Origin of the sequence: Massilia sp. Root133 (genome assembly GCF_001426525.1) — a bacterium.
In the GTDB taxonomy this organism is placed as follows: domain Bacteria; phylum Pseudomonadota; class Gammaproteobacteria; order Burkholderiales; family Burkholderiaceae_D; genus Telluria; species Telluria orientalis.
On record NZ_LMEW01000004.1, the window covers coordinates 164,630 to 184,346 of the forward strand.

Below are 19,717 nucleotides of genomic sequence, written 5' to 3' on the forward strand. Positions count from 1 at the left end.
ACAAGGAGACTCACATGCGTTACCCCGGCACACCCAAGCCCGTGGCCGCCGCCATCGCCCTGCTCGCCATGAGCGCCCATGCCCAGGAGGCGCGGCAGCCCGAACCCGCCAGACTGGAAACCGTCGTCGTCACCGCGAACAAGCGCGCCCAGAACCTGCAGGACGTGCCCGCGTCGATCACGGTCCTTGGCGACGCCGTCCTGCAGCGTTCCAACGTGCGCGAACTGGACGACCTGCCCGCCCTGTCGCCCGCACTGACGCTGTCGTACGGCACGCAGCCCGGCAACTTCAGCATCAACATGCGCGGCGTCGGCACGTACTCGCTGGGCATCGGCGTCGAGGCCGACGTCGCGGTGATCGTCGACGACATCCCGCTCGGCATGCAGGCCAACGCGTTCAAGGACCTCGCCGACGTCAACCGCATCGAAGTGCTGAAGGGGCCGCAGAGCACCCTGTTCGGCAAGAGCTCGATCGCGGGCGCGCTGAACATCACGACGAAGCCGATCGGCGGCCCCGTCAGGACGACGGCGACCCTGCTCGCGACGAACGACGACGAATGGCGCGCCGGCGTCAGCGTGTCGGGAGCCGTGTCCGACACGTTCCGCATGCGCGTCGCCGCCAGCAAGACGAATTACGATGGCACGCTGAACAACCTGACGACGGGCGGCAAGCTCAATGGCAGCAAGGGCGACAACCTGAATGCGAAGTTCGAATGGCGCCCGACCGACGACCTGACGTTCACGCTGACGCCCCATTACAACCGCACCGAGAAATTCTGCTGCACGACCGCGTTCACGTCGATGACGCCGGGCGGCCTGTATCGCAATGCGCCGCAGCTGCCGCAGTCCGTCGTCCTCGCGGGGATCAACATCAATCCGTCCAACCGCGACGTGCGCAACGACTACCCGACGGGCGGCAAGTTCCACGACTGGGGCACGGGCCTCAAGATCGACTACGGCCTCGCGAACGGCCTGACGCTCAGCTCCATCTCGTCCTACAGCAAGTACCACATGGACGACTATCAGGATAACGACGCCACCGACATCGACATCCTGCAGTTCCTCGCCCTGCCCAACGGCGCGCCCACGCAGATGCACGGGGGCCTGTACCAGTACGGCGTGTTCAACGTGAAGTCGACGACGCAGGAATTCCGCATCACGTCGCCGGACCGCGGTCCGATCCGCTACGTGGCCGGGCTCTGGTACGGCAAGAACGACCTGAATCGCGAGCTGGCCAAGGCCCCGCTGATCCAGAACTACGGCACGAACTACGGCGCGGACGCTTGGAACATCAACAAGGCGATCTACGGCCAGGGCAGCTGGGACTTCCGCCCCGACACGAGCGTCATCGTCGGCGCGCGGCTGAACGACGAGGACACGGGCTACAACTTCCGCCGCTACACGGTGCCGCCGCAGGCGTTCGCGCAGACCGAGTTTTATACCCGCTCGGACAGCAACACGAGCCGCACGTGGAAGCTGGGCCTCGAGCATCGGCTGGACAAGGACGCGATGGTGTACGGTACGATTTCGACGGGCCACAAGGGCATCGCGTACGACCTGACGTCGAGCTTCACGGCCGTGCTGGCGGCGCGTCCGCCGGTGGCGCCGGAAACGGCGCGCAGCTACGAAGTGGGTTGGAAGCAGAGCCTGTGGGACAACCGCGCGATGTTCTCACTGGCCGCGTTCCGCACCGACTTCCGCAACTTCCAGCAGTCGGCCGGCTTCTTCGACTACGACGGCATCTTCCGCACGGCGCTGAACAGCATCGGCGGCCTGCGCACGCAGGGCGTGGAACTGGAAGGCAGCGCGCGCGTGACGCGACGGCTGCAGCTGAACGGCAGCCTCGCCTACACCGAGGCGACGATCCGCGAATTCCGCAACGGCCCCTGCTACAACGTGCTGAACGCGGCGGGTACGGCGGCCGTGCCGGGGCCGGGCTGCTACCAGAGCCCCGAATTCAACAACACGAACGTGCAGGACCTGGCCGGCAAGACGCTGCCGAACGCGCCGAAAGTCAAGCTGAACCTGGGCGGCCAGCTCGACGTGCCGCTGCCCGCGCTGCCCTTCGACGGCTTCATCGCGGCCACCACGCGCTACCAGAGCCGCACGCAGTTCTCGCTGAACCAGGATCCGAACACGATCCAGGGCGCCTACAGCATCACGAACCTGACGTTCGGCGCCGCGGACCGGGGCGGCCGCTGGAAGGCCACGCTGTTCATCAACAACCTGTTCGACCGCCAGTACGCGGCGGGGCTGAACAACAGCATCGCCAACAGCACGTGGAGCCCGAAGGCGCCGAACACGCCGCATGCCGTGAACACCACCGAATGGCTGCCGCCGCGCGACTGGCACCGCTATTTCGGCGTGCGTGCCGACCTCACGTTCTGATAAGGACAAGGCGACCCGGTGAACCCGAGCGCCGCCTTCCGACGGCGCTCCGGGGGCCTCAAGGCCCGGTCAGCTCGATGGTCTGGCGCAGCCGGATGTCGTCCGATGCGCTGCCGACCATCAGCTCGAACGTCCCCGGCTCCGCACCCCACGCCAGCTTGCGGTCGAAGAACGACAAGGTGTCGCGGTCGACCGTGAAGTTGACGGTGCGGCGCTCGCCCGGTTTCAACGCGATACGTTGAAAACCCTTCAGTTCCTTCACCGGCCGCACGACGGACGCCACGGGGTCGCGCAGGTAGAACTGCACGACCTCGGCGCCGGCCACGCGTCCGCTGTTCGTCAGCGTGAACTGGAGGGTGATCTTCCCGTCGGGCGTCATCCGCGTGCTGGAGAGACGCAGGTCGCCATACGCGAACGTCGTATAGCTCAGGCCATGGCCGAACGCGTAGCGCGGCGTGTTCGGCGAATCGATGTAGGCGGACCGGTAGACGCTGTTCCCGTTGTCCAGCACGGGGCGGCCCGTCTGGTATTGCTGGTAACCGATCGGAATCTGCCCCATATTGCGGGGGAAGGTCATCGGCAGCTTCGCCGACGGATTCACGTCCCCGAACAGCACGTCCGCGATCGCATTACCGCCTTCGCTGCCCGGGTGCCACGCGTACAGGATGGCGTTCGCCCCTTGCGCGACGTTCTCGAAGATCAGCGGGCGCCCGGCCATGATCACGACGACGGGCGTCTTGCCGATCGCCTTCAGCGCGTCGAACAGTTCCGCCTGGCGGCCCGGCAGGCCGATATCGGCGCGTGATTTCGCCTCGCCCGACATGTCCCAGCTTTCGCCGACGGCCAGCACGACGACGTCGGCCGCGCGCGCGAGGTCCAGCGCGGCCGCGAAGCCGTCGGTGCCGCGGCAGGCCACGTCGCAGCCGGCTGCGTACGCGACGCGCGTGCCCGGTCCCGCATGCGTGCGCACGGCATCCACGAGGCTCGCCATCGTCGCCGCATTCGAGTCCACGATCCAGCCGCCTTCGAGATCGCGCCGCGCATCCGCCAGCGGTCCGATCACGGCGATCGAGCGCGCGTCCTTGCGCAGCGGCAGCGCGCCGCCGTCGTTCTTCAGCAGCACCATCGATTCCGCCGCGATCCGGCGCGCGGCCGCGCGGTGGCGCGGATCCGCCAGCGCCGCCTTCTCGCGCGCGGGATCGGAAAAGCGGTATGGATCGTCGAACAGGCCCAGTTCGAACTTCTTCGTCAGCACGCGCCGCACGGCATCGTCGACGAGCTTCACGTCGACCCGGCCGCTGCGCACGAGGTTCGCGAGCGACGAGGCGTAGGCGCTGCTTTCCATATCCATGTCGCTCCCCGCGGTGATGGCCTTCGCGGCCGCATCCGGCAAGTCGTTCGCATAGCCGTGGACGACCATCTCGCGCACCGAGCCCCAGTCGCTGACGACAAAACCCTTGAAGCCCCAGCGGCCCTTGAGGATGTCCCGCTGCAGCATCGCGTTGCCGGTGGCCGGGATCCCGTTCAGCGTGTTGAACGAGTTCATGAACGTGGCCACGCCCGCATCCACCGCGGCCTTGAACGGCGGCAGATAGGTCTCGTAGAGCTGGTGCTCGCTCATGTCGACGGCGTTGTAATCGCGGCCGGCGAGCGCGGCGCCATAGCCTGCAAAATGCTTCGCGGTGGCCATCACGGATTCGAGCCCGCCCAGCTTCGTGCCCTGGAAGCCGCGCACGCGGGCCGCGGCGATGCGCGAACCCAGGTACGTGTCTTCGCCTGCGCCCTCCATCACCCTGCCCCAGCGCGGATCGCGGCCGATGTCGACCATCGGCGCGAACGTCCAGTGGACGCCGGCCGCGGAGGCCTCGCGCGCGGCAATGCGGGCCGATTCCTCGATCGCGTCGAGGTCCCACGACGCCGCTTCGCCCAGCGGCACGGGGAACACGGTGCGGTAGCCGTGGATGACGTCGAGCCCGAACAACAGCGGAATGTGCAGGCGCGACTGCAGCGCCAGCGCCTGCACCCGGCGCGTCTCGGCCGCGCCGCGGATGTTCAGCATGGAGCCGATCCTGCCGTCGCGGATGTCGCGTTCGATGTCGCGCACCTTGCCGGAACCCGGGCCAGTGCTGAAGTCCTTGCCCGACAACTGGTTCAGCTGGCCGACCTTTTCGTCCAGCGTCATCTGCCGCAACAGCGCTTCCACGCGCTGGCTCACGTCGGCCTGCGCCGCGCCCGCGAGCGCCATCAGCGCACAGGCGATGGCCGTGCGCGTAAAACGTTTTTTCTCCATATTCTCTCCACCAGGGTTATCCGCTGCAATATAACCTCAAGTAAAACGTTTTACAACGGTGGCGAGCGCCCTACCATTCGACGGCGCCGGAGCCGCGGAATGGCTGCCAGGTGTAGTAAAGACCGATGGTGTCGCGCCGCTGCTGCCGCTCCGGCACGTTGGCGAACGCGAACGTGCGGCGCGACGTGATGTACTTGAGCGAGACCGCATGGCGGCCGCTCAGGCGGTAGGTCAGCGTGGCGTCGCCCCGGAACACGCGGTCCGTGCCGCCGGTCTCGGGACTGGTCAATTTACCGTTGAAGAATTCGCGCGCCGCGAGGTCGAGCGCGATCTTCTCGCCGCCGATCACGCGCAGCATCAGCATCGCCTGCGGCGCGAAGCCGTAGTTGTACTGGCCGCTCGTGCTGGCGCGCACGGTGCCCGTCGACGTGTAGCCGACGCCGGCCGATGCGTGGCCCTGCAGCGCGAGTCCGTCGGCCACCCACCATTGCGCATTGGTGCCCAGCGACAGGCCCGTGCTGGCCACGCGGAACAGCTGCGGCGCCAGGTAATCGTAGCTGCCGTAGAGGCCCGCGATGCCGCGCACGTTGCGGCCCGGCGCATACGGCGCGCCCCACAGCAGGCCGCGCGAGGCGAGGCTTTCGATGCCCTGGATGTTCGACAGCCGCAGGCGGAACAGGAAATAATCGAAGGGCCGGCGGTACGTGTAGCCGGGTTTGCCGGGCAGGCCGTAGTCGAGCGCAAAGTCGGCCGACACCTCGTTGCGGTGCGGCGCCTGCGACGGCCCGACGTTCCTGTGCGAGACGCCGCCGACGCCCAGCTGCAGGCGCGCGTAGATCTCCGGGCTGTTGCTGGGCCAGATCCCGGACCCGCGCCCCGGACGCACGTAGCGGTTGAAGCCGAGCGGCGGCGACACCGCGGCCGCGGCGGCCTCGCGCCAGCGCGGGGACAGGCCATAGCCCTGCTCCAGCACGAGATTCGCCATGCGATACAGGGATTCGCCGAGGAAGCTGCCGCCGAAGCTCGTCGTGATCTGGTCGTTGCGCGAAGGCGGCGTCGTCTCGCCCGCGACTTCCCACACCGCGCTGCCGGCGAACGCGAAGCCCAGCGATTCCCAGAACGTCAGGCCGTTGCTGCGCGCGAGGCCGAAGTAGACGGAGCCCTGGTACGGGTGGCCCAGCTGGTTGATCTCGAACGGATCGCGGTCGACCACCCAGCTGCTGTGCAGGTTGCGGCGGATGGAGCCGACGCTGACGCCGTAATCGTCCGGGCGGACGAAGGCGTGATCCACGCGGTTCAGCAGCAACTGGAAGGTGGCGATTTCCAGCGCCGCGGCGCCAAAGCTTTTGTATGGACGTTGGTCGCCGTCATGTCCGGGCTCCTGCAGCGGATCGTCGTCCGCCAGGACGGCGCCGGCGGCCAGCGCCAGCAGCACCGCGCAGGCGCAGCGGCGCGGCATGAAGCGATTCCTCGATACCTTCATGTTCCTCTCGACAGCGGGTGAGCATTGTTAATCTAAATATAACGAATGCCCACCGTCGATGTCGCACGGAACCGGATGGGTCAGAACAACACGTCCCAGGTCACCGTCACCATCTTCGCGTTCTTGGTGAAATCGTACGCGCTCGAATCCTTCACCGAGTCCCACTGCACCTTCAGGTCCATGTTCTTGCGAAAGTCCCAGCGCACGCCGACGAAGCGCGTGTTGTCATTCTGCGTTTCCGTATAGGTCGCGGTCTGCTTTTCCTTGTACGAGGAAAAACCGGCCATCGGCATGAACTGGCCGATGCGGTAGCCGACCGTCGCCGTCCAGCTGGACGACTTGTAGTCCAGCGCGGGACGCATGAAGCGGTTGGCTTCCGCGCGCACCATCCAGTTGCCGTAATCGATGCTGCCGGACAGGCCCACGATGCGCTGGCGCGTGCCCCGGGCGAACGTCGGGTCTTCGCCCGGCGGATACATCGACAGGTCGATCGAGTTCTGCATGTAGATCAGGCGCGCACCGAACACCTCGTTGGACACGTCGAGGTAGCCGCCCAGGATGTGCTTCCAGTCGTCGTCGACGCGGTAGCCGTAATAGATCTTGCGCTGCTCGGTGTTGTTCTCCGTGGTCTCCTGGCCGGCGAACACGGTGCCGGTGACGGCCCAGTCGCCGAAGCTGCGCGAATGGCGCACGTTCACGCCGTTGTAGGCGCCGACCTCCCAGCCGTAGATATCCTGCGGCACGCGCGCCCACGGCAGCGTGTAGCCGATGTAGACGCTGTCCGAGTACGCGTAGATCGGCAGCCGGCGGCGGCCCACTTGCACCGTCGTATCGGGCGCCACGTCGTATGAGAGATAGGCCCAGTCGACTTCCGGCTTGCCGTGCTCCGACGCGCGCGCCACCGCCTGGACGGTGCCGGACAGCTTGCCGGTGAAGCGGTAGCTGGCCTGCAGGCCCACCAGCGATTCGCGCGCGAGGCTCCATTCGTTGCCGTGGTAGACGGCGCCGTGCTCGTAATTGCCGATGAAGCAGGGACACGGCTGCCCCATGAACTCCCCGTCGGAACCGCCATAGGCCTTGCCCGCGGTGACGGTGGCGAACCCCGAAATATTCAAGTCGCTGGCCTGTGCCATGCCGGCGCTGGACAACAGCGCGGCGATCATCAGTTTCTTCATGCTTTTTATCGGTTAGTTGGCGGTGGCGATGACCTTGACGGTGGCGTCAACGTCCTTCCTGTCGATGTAGCCGACGGCGTTCGGATCGGCGGCGACGGCCTTGCGCATCGCCGCGCCCGAGTCCACCTCGGCGGGCGGCGTGCCGGTGCCCGTGAAAATCAGCTTGCCCCACATGGCCTGGACCTGGACCGGGTCCTTCTTGCACGCCTTGGCGAAGAACTCGTCGCGCAACGGGTTCTTTTCCGTGAGGTTGATCGGGGTCGGCGACTTGATCTTACCGAGGAACGCCTGGCATACCTGCGTCACGGGCGGCGCCAGCGACGAGTGGGCGGACACGATGATGCTGATCTCGGCGTGCGCGGGCGCCGCGGCGCACGCCGCGAACGCCACGGCGGATGCCGCAGCGGGAAGGACTCTCTTCATGATGATGGTGTGGTGTTGAAAAGGATGCGGGTCAGGCGCGGCGCCGCGCGACGGAACTGTTCGATGCCGGCAGCGCGAGCCTGTCGCGCGCGGCCGGCTGCGGCAAGGCGTCCTGGCGCGCCAGGGTGAACACGCTCACGACGGCAGCCAGGCTGGCGGCCTGCTCGCGCAGCGCGCTCGCCAGGCCCGCGGTCTCGTCGACGAGACCGGCGTTGCTCTGCGTGTCCAAGTCCATCTGGGCGATGGCATCGTTGATATGCTCGATGCCCGCGGTCTGCGCCTTGCTCGCTTCGGCGATCGCGGCCATGATGTCGGTGACGCGCCGGACGCTGCTCACGATCTCGTCCATCGTGCGGCCGGTCTGGTCGGCCAGTGTCGTGCCCAGTTCGACCTGGGAGACCGAGCGCCCGATCAGGGCCGTGATGTCCTTCGCCGCGGCGGCCGAACGCTGCGCGAGGCTGCGCACTTCGTTCGCCACGACGGCGAAGCCGCGCCCGTGTTCGCCGGCGCGCGCCGCCTCGACGGCCGCGTTCAGCGCGAGCAGGTTGGTCTGGAACGCGATGCCCTCGATGACGCCGACGATGTCCGCAATTTCGCGCGACGACGCATGGATCGCCTCCATCGTGGCGATCACCTGCCCGACGACGGCGCCGCCCTGCGTGGCGACATTGGCGGCGAATCCGGCCAGTTCGTTGGCCTGCGCGGCATTCGCCGCGTTTTCCTTGGCCGTGCCGGTGAGCGCGCCCATCGACGACGACGTCTGCACGAGCGCCTGCGCCTGGTGTTCCGTGCGCCCGGCCAGGTCGCCATTGCCCTGCGCGATCTGGACCGAGGTGGCGGCGATGTTGTCGGTGGCGCTGCGCGCCTCGCTGACGATCCGCACCAGGCTGCCGTTCATGTCCCGCAGCGCCTTCAGCAGCTTGCCCGTCTCGTCCTGGGCATCCACGGCGATCATGCTGGTCAGGTCGCCCGCGGCGACGGTTTCCGCCACCCGCACCGCCTCGTTCAACTGGCGCACCAGCGTGCGCGCGACGAGCAGCGCGAAGGCCAGCGTGACGACGAGGCCCAGCAAGCCCGTGACGGCGCCGCCGAGCACGGCCCGGTTCGACGAATCGGTCGCCGCGCCCACGGTGCCAGTGAAGCGGTCGCGCGCCGCCGTGCGGAACCCCGCGACATCCTTGCGATAGGTCGCCAGCGCCGCAGCCATCGCCTGCAGCCTGTCCTTGGCCGGCATGCCGTTGTGATTCGCCATGGCGTCGGAAATCACGCGGGCCGTCTTGTAATACGTGTCGAACTCCAGCGCCAGCCGGCCCAGGTCCGCCTCATGGACCTGGTCGAGCGCGCGCACGCGGCGGTAGTTGTCCGCCACCTTCGCAGCCAGGGCGTCGGCGCCGGCGATCTGCTCGGGTTCACCGGCGGCGGCGGCCGAATTCAGCACGTCGATGATCTTGTCCAGGGCGCCCGTGTTCTCCGTCAGCGCATCGAGCACCGGATACTGCACGTCGCGCACGTCCGCCAGGCGCAGGTTGTTCTGCTTAAAGACGATGGCCGTGAAGGTCAGGTAAGCCCCCATGCACAACATCGCAATGGCCGGCGCCAACAGGACTTTCCACAGCACGGGCAGGCGGCTCAGCATCTTCACTCCACGCAGAAGCCGCAGGCCGGCCCCTCAAAGTTGACTTGAGGCAAATGTTATCTGGTATTTACTCATTCTGGCAAGAAAATAATTTCGTATAGACAACATTTGTGAAGTGTGTGAAATCCGGACTACGCCAGCCTGGCCAGGTCGCCTTTGAGGTGGGCCACCGTCGGCGTCACGACTGCCAGGAACGCTGCTTCACGCGCACGGCGGGCGTAACCGCCGCTTTCCGCGCGCAGCAACGCCCGTCCTCCCAGCGCCTGCAACTCCAGCGCGACGGCAGCCGCCGCGATGTCGACCATCCGCAGGCGCAGCGTCAGCAGGTCGCGCGGCCGTTCGCGCAGGCTGCCGTCATCGAGACCGGCGCACAGCGTCTGCCGGCACGCCGCGATCTCCGCATCGAGCGCGTCGATGTCGCCCGCCAGGACCGACGGCCTGCCGTCGAGCGCCGCCCGCGCCGCCCCCAGCGATGCGCGTGCGAGTCCGAGCCCGAGACCGCATTGCAGGCCGACGAAAACGGGACGGATCGAGGGCAGGAAGACCCGTGCCTGCGGGTGGATCTGCCAGGAGGCATCGAGGACGACCTCGTCCAGGCGCAGGGCGGCCGTGTTGGTGCCGCGCAGCGCGAGCAGATCGAGGTCGGGTTCGCGCACCACGCCGCGCGCGTCGTGGGGGAGCGCAAACACGGCGGGATTGTCTCCATGTTCGCCGCCGACAGCGATCGCGGCGACGAACCCCTGCCTGCGCACATTCGTCGCCCAGGCCACCGTGCCGTTCAGCCGCATGCCGTCCGGTGCGGCGGTGCCCGTGATGCGCAGCCGGTCCAGGCCGCCCAGGAATTTCATCGCATTCGACAAGCCGGGCGCGCCCGCAAGGCGGCCGTGCAACAAGTCTGGCAGGAGCCGCCGCACGAGGTCGCGGTTCGGGCTCGCCAGCAGGCAGGCGATGACGGCACGCTGTGCCCAGTACACGAAGGCGGCACTGAGCGAGTGTTCGGCGAGTCCCGCGACGACATCGGCGGCGGCGCTCAGGGCGCAGCCGTCACCGCCCTCGCCTTCAGGCACGGCCGCCGTGAACAGGCCGGCCTGGGCCAGACGGGCCGGCAGCGCATCCGCATGCAGCGTGTCCGCATCCAGGCTATCCGCATGCGCGTCGAGCCATGCGACCAGCGATTCATCCATTCGTACCATCGATTCGTCCCGTGTAAAAACGCATTGTAGCGATGCTAGGCGAAATCAAGATCCATACAAACAATAGCAATTTTGATGCTTCGGGTTTCCATGTAGACTTCGAGCGGTCCGATCACAGGTAGCAACATGCGCGACATCTTCGTTTTCATCATGGCTTGTTCGTTACTGTCCGCGCATGGACAGTCTTTTGCCCAGGAGGCGAAGCCGCCGCGCGTCGAATTTCCTGTCTGGGAACGGGGACTGTCCGGCACACTCGGCACAAAGCCGATCAATGTGGCGCTGACCCGCATCGCCGGGAATGTGTCGGGCTGGTATTGCTACGAGCCCTGTTCCGAAAAGACCCGACAACAGCTTGAGCTGACCGGCACGGTGAAAGCCAACACGCTCAAGCTGGCCGAGCGCGATTCGCAGTCTGCGAAGAACATCGCGACCGGCCGCTGGACCGTGAACCTGGACGGAGATAATGCCTCGGGAACCTGGACATCGCCCGATGGCAGGAAGACGTTTCCGCTGCACCTGCGCGATACGCAACCGGTGCCGTTCGAGCTTCGCCTCGTTGCCGACGCGATGCCGAAAGAATCGGATGACAGCGACGCAGCGCCTTACGTAACGGCCATCAGGATTTATCGAAACGGCCGGCTCGCGCAGGAATTGCCGACCGATTCCCAGGGGCCAGGCCGCGTCTTCATTCCATCGTTCGTCGACGCCAATTTCGATGGCTTCCCCGATCTGACGATCGCGCTCAGTTTGCCGGCGGGACCGAACATTCCGCAGCAAACCTGGCTGTTCGATCCGGGCACGCAGCACTTCGTCGATGCACCGGAAACGCTGCTAGGGATTGCCTCACCCGAGTTCGACAAGAAATTCAAAACCATTGTTTCGCAATGGCGTAACGGATGCTGCGAACATGGCGTGACGACGTATCGTTGGGATGGTGGGCGCCTGAAGGAAGCCGCCACGGCATCGAGCGTGCAATTGCCGGTGCTGGTCGGCCAGAAGATCCTGTATTGCTACACGATTCCCGAGTCCCGGGACGGGCGTATCGAATTTCCCGACCGGGTGGAACAGGTCGGCGATCGCCTTACGTTGACGTTCGATGACTTCAGCGGCTGCGAATCGCAGGCATTGCCCAATGTGTCGGGCGACATCGCGATTTGGAAGCGTGACGGAGCGGGGGAACTCAAGGTCGTGCGGACGGAGAGCACGGCGTGGAAACCGATCGATACGACGGCTGGGCGCCGTTATTGTCCGGAGATGCCGTATATCGCCAATGGACAGATCAAGCGGAGGGTGCTGATGGATGGTACTCAAGAGGATTGTACCGGGACCGTCCCGTGATCACACGAGACGGCGCAATTCAGGCTTGTTGGGCGAGAACGATCGGAAAAAACTAACGCCGCGCCCTGCCGAGCGCGTAAGTCGCGGCATCTATTTCGTCGCCAAATCTCAGCACATCGTTGAATAAGCGGTTCGAATGATCAGTCAGCAACGTCTCATTATCTGCACCATAGAATTTCCGGAATACCTGGCCCGATTGCGCATCCCACCGGAACATTACCTCCTCAAGTTCATAATCGACAAATACGTCGCGATCTTTACATAACGCAGATTTACTAATTCCCATTCGCTAGCCTTCTTATCGATTCGTAGTATGACCTACTCTCAGCCTCAATTTGAGAAAGGCGTTCTGATTCCGGAGGCAATGAGCGGCCCATTTCATATAACAAATGGCCTTGCCCGCCTGGAACCGTGACCTTCCTTGCAATTTCTTCGTACACATCGCTACCCAAGATTCCGCGAGCAAGGTCCTCAGACTCCTTAGCATAAATCATTTCTGGCGAATTTACCTGAATCTCCGCGATCAGACCACTCTTGGTTTTCAAATTACTGTTGACTCCACTATATCCGAACGGGTCAGTCTCAGGATCAATGCGTTTTACTGCTGCGCCGGCCTCCTTGAGGTCGCGCACTACATCATCGATTTTCTCACCGGGGACGATAATCGTATTTCTCGCCAAGTCCTTGATTCGTGTGGGATCGCCCTCGTAGTCGTTGACGATTTTCTCCATGGCGCGCTTTTCGGATTTGATTGGCGCCTTGGCTACTCGACCACCATATCTTGCTGCTATCTCATCCGCCAGCGCGTCGATCTCAACTTTCGCGGCGGGGGCTTTCGCATATACGGCTGCAAAATCTTCCGCAAGCACCTCTTGCCGTTTGGAATTCGGACCTTCTTTAGGTTTCTCTGGAGGGTCAGGCAAATCTTTGCGAGGAGGCGCTCCTGAGTTATCCCCTCCACTAGCACCACCATTTTTTTCGGATGCATACGATGCTTTAGACTGGGCCGTACCGTTACGGGCGCCGCTGCCGGAATACTCGGAAGAGGCCGACTTCAAAGGTTTGCCAGCGGTGTCATTAATATGTTGAGCAACTATTTCAACCTTCTCTGGACGCGCTGCCTTTACCGCTGGGATAACCGTGTGCGATTCCTTTGGTGCGACCTGCGCGAGAAGTCTTCCGAGTCTCGCATCAAGCTCGACCAACGCCACCGGCAGCTGCTTTATCGCGGCTGCCTGAACGGCGTAGAACTTCCTCTCCCACTCGCCCAATGTCACAATTGCTCTTCGTGCCTCACTAAAATACTTGAAATGCTCAAGTTGCGCACGTAAGCCCCTGCAAATTTCGATAAGCTTGTTTACTGTCTTCTCAAAGGCCTGCAACAACGCTTTTTCATAGATCCCGAACTTGATTGCTCTAAGAAAACCGATCAAGTCGCCTTTTACAAATTTCTGGAGAAACCTGATGACATCACCAAGCTTCGCAGCCTCTTTGATGAGCAAGAGCATAACCGCACGCAAGGCTGCGCCCAACTCGGAGCCTGCAATGCCGCCAACTACGGCACCGATACCTGCCGCCACTGCTCCACCTGCGGCCATTGCCAACGGCAAGGCCAGAGTTATCATACAGGCAGCGAGAACGATCCATTCCATTGTGTCATCCCGCTTCTCAGGATGCTGTGCAAGCCGGACAATCACTGCGACGGCATCTCGTGCGCTGGTAACGATTACAACCCCAGGGACGAAACTGACCAGCATGTCGGCAACGATCACCGACAACGGCCTATTGTCCGCGAACTCACCGAATAAAACGGATTTCAACCAATCCAGTCCTCCAATCGCACTGGACCAGACATCGTCGACAATCGATTTGCGCTCACTCATGCCGTGTTTCCATCCGATTCGTCTGGATCCGTTGGCAGCCTGTTGATCGAAGCAGCAAAAAACGCGTTCACGTCGTCGTCGAGCTCCGCGCGGACATGCGACTTGGCTGGATTCGTGTCCCGCTGATACTCCACGCGAGCTGTCACACCGAGCGGTACGTCGCCGAGTCGGGCATAGCCATCGGCATCAAGGGTACCCTTTCTGACCGTGCCATCACTTAAAAATGCCTTGAACGGACGCCCAGCAATCACTTCTCCCCAATCAGTGAAATAACGGAATTCGATCTCATCCTTTTTCAATTCGACGCGAGGGAGGTGCGGCATGGCGAAATTGGACCGGGCCCCGCCTGCAAAGCTCTTTCTCCCCGCATGCACCGCAATCTTCCCCGGACACTGCACCGTAATATTCCCGCCTTCGATGGTGATATTCGCCCCATCCGCCGTCGACAAACTGATCCGCTTCGCCGCCGCCCAATCCACATGCGCATTCGCACTGACGACATGCACGTCGTCTCTCGCCTGCACATCGAGTGTCCCGGCCTGCGCCTGCACATCGACCGCATCCTGCGCCGCGATCATCTGCAGCCCGACGCCGCCTTCGTCCGCCTTCACGGCGCCGGCCAGTATGCCGATCGCCTGCCCGGTATGCATCCGCATGGCGCCACCGGTGACGAACTGCGTGTCCTGCCCACTCATCAAGCTGACCGTCTCGCCGTTCGACAGCTGCACCGCATCCGCCGCGGTCACGCCCAGCCCGGCCTTCGCCGACAGAGCGATCACGGGCGCCGCCACGTGCGGCAGCTTGTCGTCGCCCGATGCAGCGCCATCCAGCGCCACCGTCCCGGCCACCGCATTCAACATGGCCTGCAACGGCGCCGCCTTCGCATCCAGCGCGCTGGTGCCGGCCTTCGTCGCACCCAGGTGCGCTGCCAGGCCCACTGTCTTGTGCGTCGTCGCCGCCTCGCTGAACGTCTCGCCCAGCTTGACGGCCTGTTTCAGCAGCGCGATGCCGGCCACGTTGTCGCCCACCGGCTCGCGCGACGACGCATCGTGCTCGATGCGATAACTCGATACGAGCAAACCCGCGCCCGCGCGCAGCGCGCCATAGGCATCGGTGCGCAGTTCGGCGCCCTGGCCGCGCAGGCTGCCGCGGTAGTTGTCGGCGCCGTGGATCAGGTGGCCCAGGTTCAGTTCCGTCGCGGCGTGCGTCGTGCGCAGCTGCACGCGGCCCTGCGCGTCGGTGTCGTCGAACAGCAGCTGGTTGTAGCCTGCACCACCGAATTCCTTCGTGCGCACGCCCCACTGGGCCGCGGCGTTGCGGTGGCCCGCGACGGCAGCCGAGGCGCCGTGCCACACGGGGCTGTTGCCGCCGGCGAGGTTGCCCTGGCCGGACGCTGCGTGGTCGTGGGCGGCGTCGAACGGATCGGTGCCGGCGTCGCGGTGCTCGCCGCCCGGGGTCGGCGGCACGCCGCCTTCGCCCTGGCCGTTGTACAGCGCGCCCACGATGATCGGGCGGTCGATGTCGTTTTCGATGAACTGGACGACGACTTCCTGCCCGATCCGCGGCAGGAACTGGCTGCCGATGCCGCCGCCCGCCAGGCGCTGCGCCACACGCACCCAGCACGTGGCGTCGCCGCTGTCCTGCCAGTGGAAGCGGATGCGCACGCGGCCCAGGCGGTCGCAATACAGTTCGTCGGCGCCGCGTGGCGTGTCGCTGCCGTCGGCGCCGACGACGATCGCGCTCTGCGCGCCGGCCGCCGTCGGGCGCGGGTGGCTGCGGCCGTCGCTGCCGTCCAGTTGCGGACGCCACACGACGTCGGCGGCGACGGCGTCGAAGCAGTTCGCGTAGCCGGCCACGCGTGCCTGCGCGAGCGCCAGGCCGAAATCTTCCGGCAGGTCGTCGCGCATGGTGTCTTCCAGCAGTTCGGGGATGGGACCGAACAACTCGGCCAGCGCATCCTGCGCCCGCGTCGGCAGGTTGTTCACGCCGACGCTCGTCACGCGCAGGACCGTGAACGGTGCCGCCGCGCCGAGCGCGCTCACCGGGGCGCCGATCACGGTCAGGCGCGTGCCGGCGCGCAGTGTGCGCAAGGTCGAACGGCCGCGCCACGACTGGCTGCGCGCCTCGCGCGCTTCCATCTGCAGGTCGGCGTAGCGGCGGGCCTGGGCACTGTCGGCATACGCGTACTGTCCAGGCGTGTCGAACGATTCGAGCCACGGCAGGCTGCCGTTCGACTGGCGCGACGGCGAGTTCGCGGCGACCGCCTGCTTGCTCTTGTAATCGTAACTGAGCACGGTAACGGCGGACGCGCCGACGCCGCGCAGCGCCGCCAGCGCCTGCACGCTGTCGCTTTTTTCGCGTGCGTGCGCGCCGTGGAAGCGCGCGCCGCCGGCGTCGATGCTGGGGTCGTCGGTCACGGCGGACGCATCGCGGCTGTCCGCGAACAGCACCATGCGCGGGCCGTCGTTGGCCTGTTCGAAGCGCCATGCCAGGCCTTCTTCCGCGAGCAGCCGCTCGACGAACGCGAGGTCCGATTCGCGGTACTGGCAGCAGTAGCTGCGCGGGTTGGCGCCGTCCATGAACGGGCCGACGTCGTCGCTCCAGCGCCAGCGCGCGTCGGGCGCGTAGGCGGAAAAGACGTCGTCGACGATGTCGATCACGGACTTGTCCTGCCACACGCGGCTATTGCGCACGTGGGCCAGGCGCCACACCCAGTGCGCGATGCGGACGCGGTAGCGCGCCAGGCCGCCGTTGCTGCCCAGTTGCGCCGCCGCGCAGATCGCGCCGGCGAAGTCGGCCCGCGTGCCGTCCGCCAGGGTGACTTCGAGGGCGGCCGGCCGGCCCAGCAGCGCGGATGGATCGAGCGCGGCGCTGGTCGACAGCGCGATCACGTCGCGTACGCCGAGTCCCTGCACCGCATCGTCGGCGACGAACGCCTCGACCAGCAGTTCACCGCCGGGCAAATCCGTATCGTCGTCCCCGATCCGCAACGCGTACAGGCGCGTGACGCTGTCGAATCCGGCAAGGGCGGCCAGCGCTTCCAGCGCCTGGGTCATAGCTTGCTGCAAGACACACTCTCCAACTCATCCATACTTAACAAACTTAACTTTACGCTAATCACAAGCGCTACGCTATAGCCTGAAAGAAACTGCATAACTGTTACAAACCGTGATTAAGAACACCGTTTTGCCCAGCTATAATGCGGGAAAAATATTGTCTGCATGTAACATTGCATGCTGAACATATGTAACGGTGACGGAAGAAAAACATGGCAGGACCATTGATCGTATTGGGTGACAGGACCTCGCACGGCGGCAGCGTGATCGAGGCGTCGACGCTGAGCGATTGCGACGGCAAGGGCATCGCGCGCGTGGGCGACATGACCGTGTGTCCCCGCCACGGCCGCTCGCCCATCGTCAGCGGCGACACCACGTTCATCGTGGACGGCAAGGCCGCCGCCCGCCATGGGGACAAGGCCGGCTGCGGCGCCACGCTGATCGCCGGCCAGCAGGCGACGGTCGATCATGTGTAACCCGTGCCGCCGCAGCCGGATGCGGAGATGGACCTGATGGGCACATGGATCCGCGGCGGCATCCTGACGATGCTGACGTTCGGCGCCTTCTGGGGTGGCGCGATCTTCACCTGGCGCGGCACCGACCGCGCGCCCACGACCTCCGACCTGGTCACGTACCTGTTCGCGCTGCCGCTCGCCGTGCTGGCGGGCGTGCTGCTCGTCCGTCGCCTCGCGCGCACGGAGCCCGCATCCGCATCCGCTGCCGCTGCCGCTGCCCCGGCGACTCCCGTTCCCGTCGCGGCCGCGCGCCTGCCCGCGCTGGCGCTGGTCGACGCGGCCGTGCGCCTGCGCCACGGCGACTCGATCGACGAACTGGCCGCCACGATAGCCGCACAACGCGCGCGCCCCGACCCGGACCCGGAACTCGTCGACGACGCCGGCTATCCCGTGATGACCGTGCGCGTGCCGTCCGCCGCCGACGCCGCGTGGCGGGCCGGCGCCGAGCCGTGGCTCGCCGCACAGGGCCACCCGGACGCCCGCTTCGGTGAAGCGCACTGGCGCGCCCTCGCACTGGCGAGCAGTGTCGTGGACGAACTTGCCGGCGCCGCGCTGGACGCCGCGGACGGCACGCTGCTGCGCATCGCCCCGCTGGCGCCGGCCGACTGGACCGCCGCGCAGCGCACGGCGGCCGGCGCGTGGCTCGCGCACGTGGCAGCGCAGGCGGGATGGGATGCGGACAAGGTGACCGTCAGTCCCGCGCCGCCTGGCGAACCCGCCGCCGCCGCGAGTGCCCTGTTGTCGGTACTGGCCGGCCAGGCAGTCACCGAGCCGGTGCTGACCTTGCTCCTTGCTTTCGATTCGCGCATCGACCAGGCCCGCGTCGACCGGATGGCCGCCGAGGGCACGCTGTTCACGGCGGCCCATCCCCAGGGACTGGTGCCGGGCGAAGGCGCCGCCGGGCTCCTGCTGGCCCATGCCGCGCACGCGGCGCCGACGCTGCAGGCGGCGAGCACCACGCGCGGCGCATCGGCCGACGCGACGCCGCGCGCCGACGCGACCGACCTGCGCCGCCTGGCGGAACGGCTGCTCGCCGAGACGGCCGTCGATGCCTCCGCCGTGTCCGCGCTGTTCGCGGATGCCGACCACCGCAGCAATCGCGTCCTCGAGGCGATGGCACTGGCCCACGACGATTTGCCGCACCTCGACGCCGGCATCGACGTCAGGACCACCGGTCCGGCCTGCGGGCAATCCGGTGCCGTGGCCTTCCTGGCCGCGCTCGCACTGGCCCGCCACCAGGCGGTGGAAGCCGCGGGCGCCGTGCTGTGCGTCGCGAACAACGATCCGATCCATCGCAGCGTCGCCCTGGTCCGTCCGGCCGGCGCCGCCGCTGCCGCCACAGTCGGATGAGCCGCACGTCCACCCATGTGTCGATCGGCTATTTCGGCAAGATCCCCAGCCGCGGCGACTTCGTCAAGGGTTCCGACAACCCGGCGCTCGTCAAGCTGCTGGACGACTGGCTCGCGCGCGCCATGGACCTCATGATGGCCGACCCGCAGTGGAAGTCGCGCTACGACGCGGTCGCCCCGCTGCACTTCGTCATCGCGGGTCCGCGCCGCCGGCACGCGATCGCCGGCCATATCGTAGCCAGCAGCGACGCATCCGGACGGCGCTTCCCGTTCCTCATGACGGGCATGCTCGACGTGGCCGAACCGGATGCGTTCGTCCCATCGGCACCGCAGATGCTGGGTGTCCTGTGGAACCGCCTGGAAGCGCTCAGCAAGGGACTGGTGGCGGCCCCCGACGCCGACGCGCTGCTGCACGCGGCCGCCGGCCAGGTCGTCGAACTCGACCTGCGCTCGCACGCCCACGCGCCGGCGTTCGCCGACTTCATCGAACTGCAGTCCCTCGACACGCTGCAGGCGCTGCTGGCGCAGGCCGGCTACGCCGGATCGGTGCGCCGGGTGCTGCTGGGGCTCGGCCTGCTGCTGCAACCGGTCCTGGCCAGCAGCACGAGCCGGCTGGAGAAAAGCCTGGTGCTGCCGCTGCCGGCCGATCCGCTGTACCGCGGCCTCGTCGGCGCCTACTGGATGCATGCGATCGCCCCGTTCCTCGCACGCGCCGATTTCGAGCTCGCCCTGTTCGTCACGCGCCTCGGCGCGCAGCCGCGCCTCGTGCTCGGCTTCGGCGGGGCGTCGGCGCACACGCTGCAGGCGGTCATGGATCCACAGGCAGCCAGCGAGCGCCACATCGCCTTCGACGACCTGAACTGGGTCGAAGACCAGGTGGACTCCGACTATGCGGTCGCCAAGCTGTCCCGGCACCTGAGGCGGCCCGACGTCTCGCTCAAGTCCGCGCTGGAGGCGTTGGGCGCGGCATTCATCGGCACCTGAACCAT

Annotated in this window: 13 protein-coding genes; 5 read left to right on the top strand and 8 right to left on the bottom strand. The window is 66.1% G+C overall.

The window, feature by feature from the left end; genetic code table 11:
• The first annotated feature begins 14 nt into the window (after positions 1-14).
• Complete coding sequence (locus ASD28_RS05440) at positions 15-2,387, top strand: TonB-dependent receptor (protein WP_056125137.1); 2,373 nt, start codon at positions 15-17, stop codon at positions 2,385-2,387.
• Between the two features lie 58 nt (positions 2,388-2,445).
• Here the strand turns inward: ASD28_RS05440 and ASD28_RS05445 are convergent, their stop codons facing one another.
• The 6 genes from ASD28_RS05445 to ASD28_RS05470 all read right to left on the bottom strand — a co-directional run bounded on the left by ASD28_RS05445 (position 2,446) and on the right by ASD28_RS05470 (position 10,587).
• The gene (locus ASD28_RS05445; protein ID WP_056125140.1) at positions 2,446-4,677 is read right to left on the bottom strand and encodes a glycoside hydrolase family 3 N-terminal domain-containing protein; all 2,232 of its coding nucleotides are present in this window, start codon (positions 4,675-4,677) and stop codon (positions 2,446-2,448) included.
• A gap of 70 nt (positions 4,678-4,747) precedes the next feature.
• A complete protein-coding gene (locus ASD28_RS05450; RefSeq protein ID WP_082577355.1) occupies positions 4,748-6,160 on the bottom strand; it encodes a DUF3943 domain-containing protein in 1,413 nt (470 codons plus the stop codon).
• An 80-nt stretch (positions 6,161-6,240) separates the two neighbouring features.
• Positions 6,241-7,335, bottom strand: a complete 1,095-nt coding sequence (locus tag ASD28_RS05455) for a hypothetical protein (RefSeq protein ID WP_056125144.1) — start codon at positions 7,333-7,335, stop codon at positions 6,241-6,243.
• A 12-nt stretch (positions 7,336-7,347) separates the two neighbouring features.
• Positions 7,348-7,758, bottom strand: a complete 411-nt coding sequence (locus tag ASD28_RS05460; protein WP_082577356.1) for a hypothetical protein — start codon at positions 7,756-7,758, stop codon at positions 7,348-7,350.
• A 31-nt stretch (positions 7,759-7,789) separates the two neighbouring features.
• Positions 7,790-9,394, bottom strand: a complete 1,605-nt coding sequence (locus ASD28_RS05465; protein ID WP_056125148.1) for a methyl-accepting chemotaxis protein — start codon at positions 9,392-9,394, stop codon at positions 7,790-7,792.
• A gap of 131 nt (positions 9,395-9,525) precedes the next feature.
• Positions 9,526-10,587, bottom strand: coding sequence for an acyl-CoA dehydrogenase family protein (locus ASD28_RS05470; protein WP_082577357.1), 1,062 nt, complete (start codon positions 10,585-10,587; stop codon positions 9,526-9,528).
• Positions 10,588-10,713: 126 nt separating this feature from the next.
• Between ASD28_RS05470 and ASD28_RS05475 the strand changes: the two genes are divergently transcribed.
• Entirely contained in the window at positions 10,714-11,925 is a 1,212-nt protein-coding gene (locus ASD28_RS05475) for a hypothetical protein (RefSeq protein WP_056125153.1), read from the top strand.
• 275 nt (positions 11,926-12,200) lie between these two features.
• Here ASD28_RS05475 and ASD28_RS33155 read toward each other — a convergent pair whose 3' ends face one another.
• Both ASD28_RS33155 and ASD28_RS05485 read right to left on the bottom strand, forming a co-directional pair.
• Complete coding sequence (locus ASD28_RS33155; RefSeq protein ID WP_156403829.1) at positions 12,201-13,808, bottom strand: hypothetical protein; 1,608 nt, start codon at positions 13,806-13,808, stop codon at positions 12,201-12,203.
• Positions 13,805-16,864, bottom strand: coding sequence for a type VI secretion system Vgr family protein (locus ASD28_RS05485; protein WP_082577359.1), 3,060 nt, complete (start codon positions 16,862-16,864; stop codon positions 13,805-13,807). Before ASD28_RS05485 ends, ASD28_RS33155 begins: the two co-directional genes overlap by 4 nt.
• Before the next feature lie 212 nt (positions 16,865-17,076).
• On the opposite strand from ASD28_RS05485, the gene ASD28_RS05490 reads away from it, so the two are divergent.
• The 3 genes from ASD28_RS05490 to tagF are packed head-to-tail and all read left to right on the top strand — an operon-like array spanning position 17,077 to position 19,712.
• A complete protein-coding gene (locus ASD28_RS05490; protein ID WP_036228705.1) occupies positions 17,077-17,340 on the top strand; it encodes a PAAR domain-containing protein in 264 nt (87 codons plus the stop codon).
• A gap of 36 nt (positions 17,341-17,376) precedes the next feature.
• Entirely contained in the window at positions 17,377-18,729 is a 1,353-nt protein-coding gene (locus ASD28_RS05495) for a hypothetical protein (RefSeq protein WP_156650882.1), read from the top strand.
• A complete protein-coding gene (gene tagF / locus ASD28_RS05500; protein ID WP_056125161.1) occupies positions 18,726-19,712 on the top strand; it encodes a type VI secretion system-associated protein TagF in 987 nt (328 codons plus the stop codon). The genes ASD28_RS05495 and tagF overlap by 4 nt, the downstream gene beginning before the upstream one ends.
• Positions 19,713-19,717: the final 5 nt, after the last annotated feature.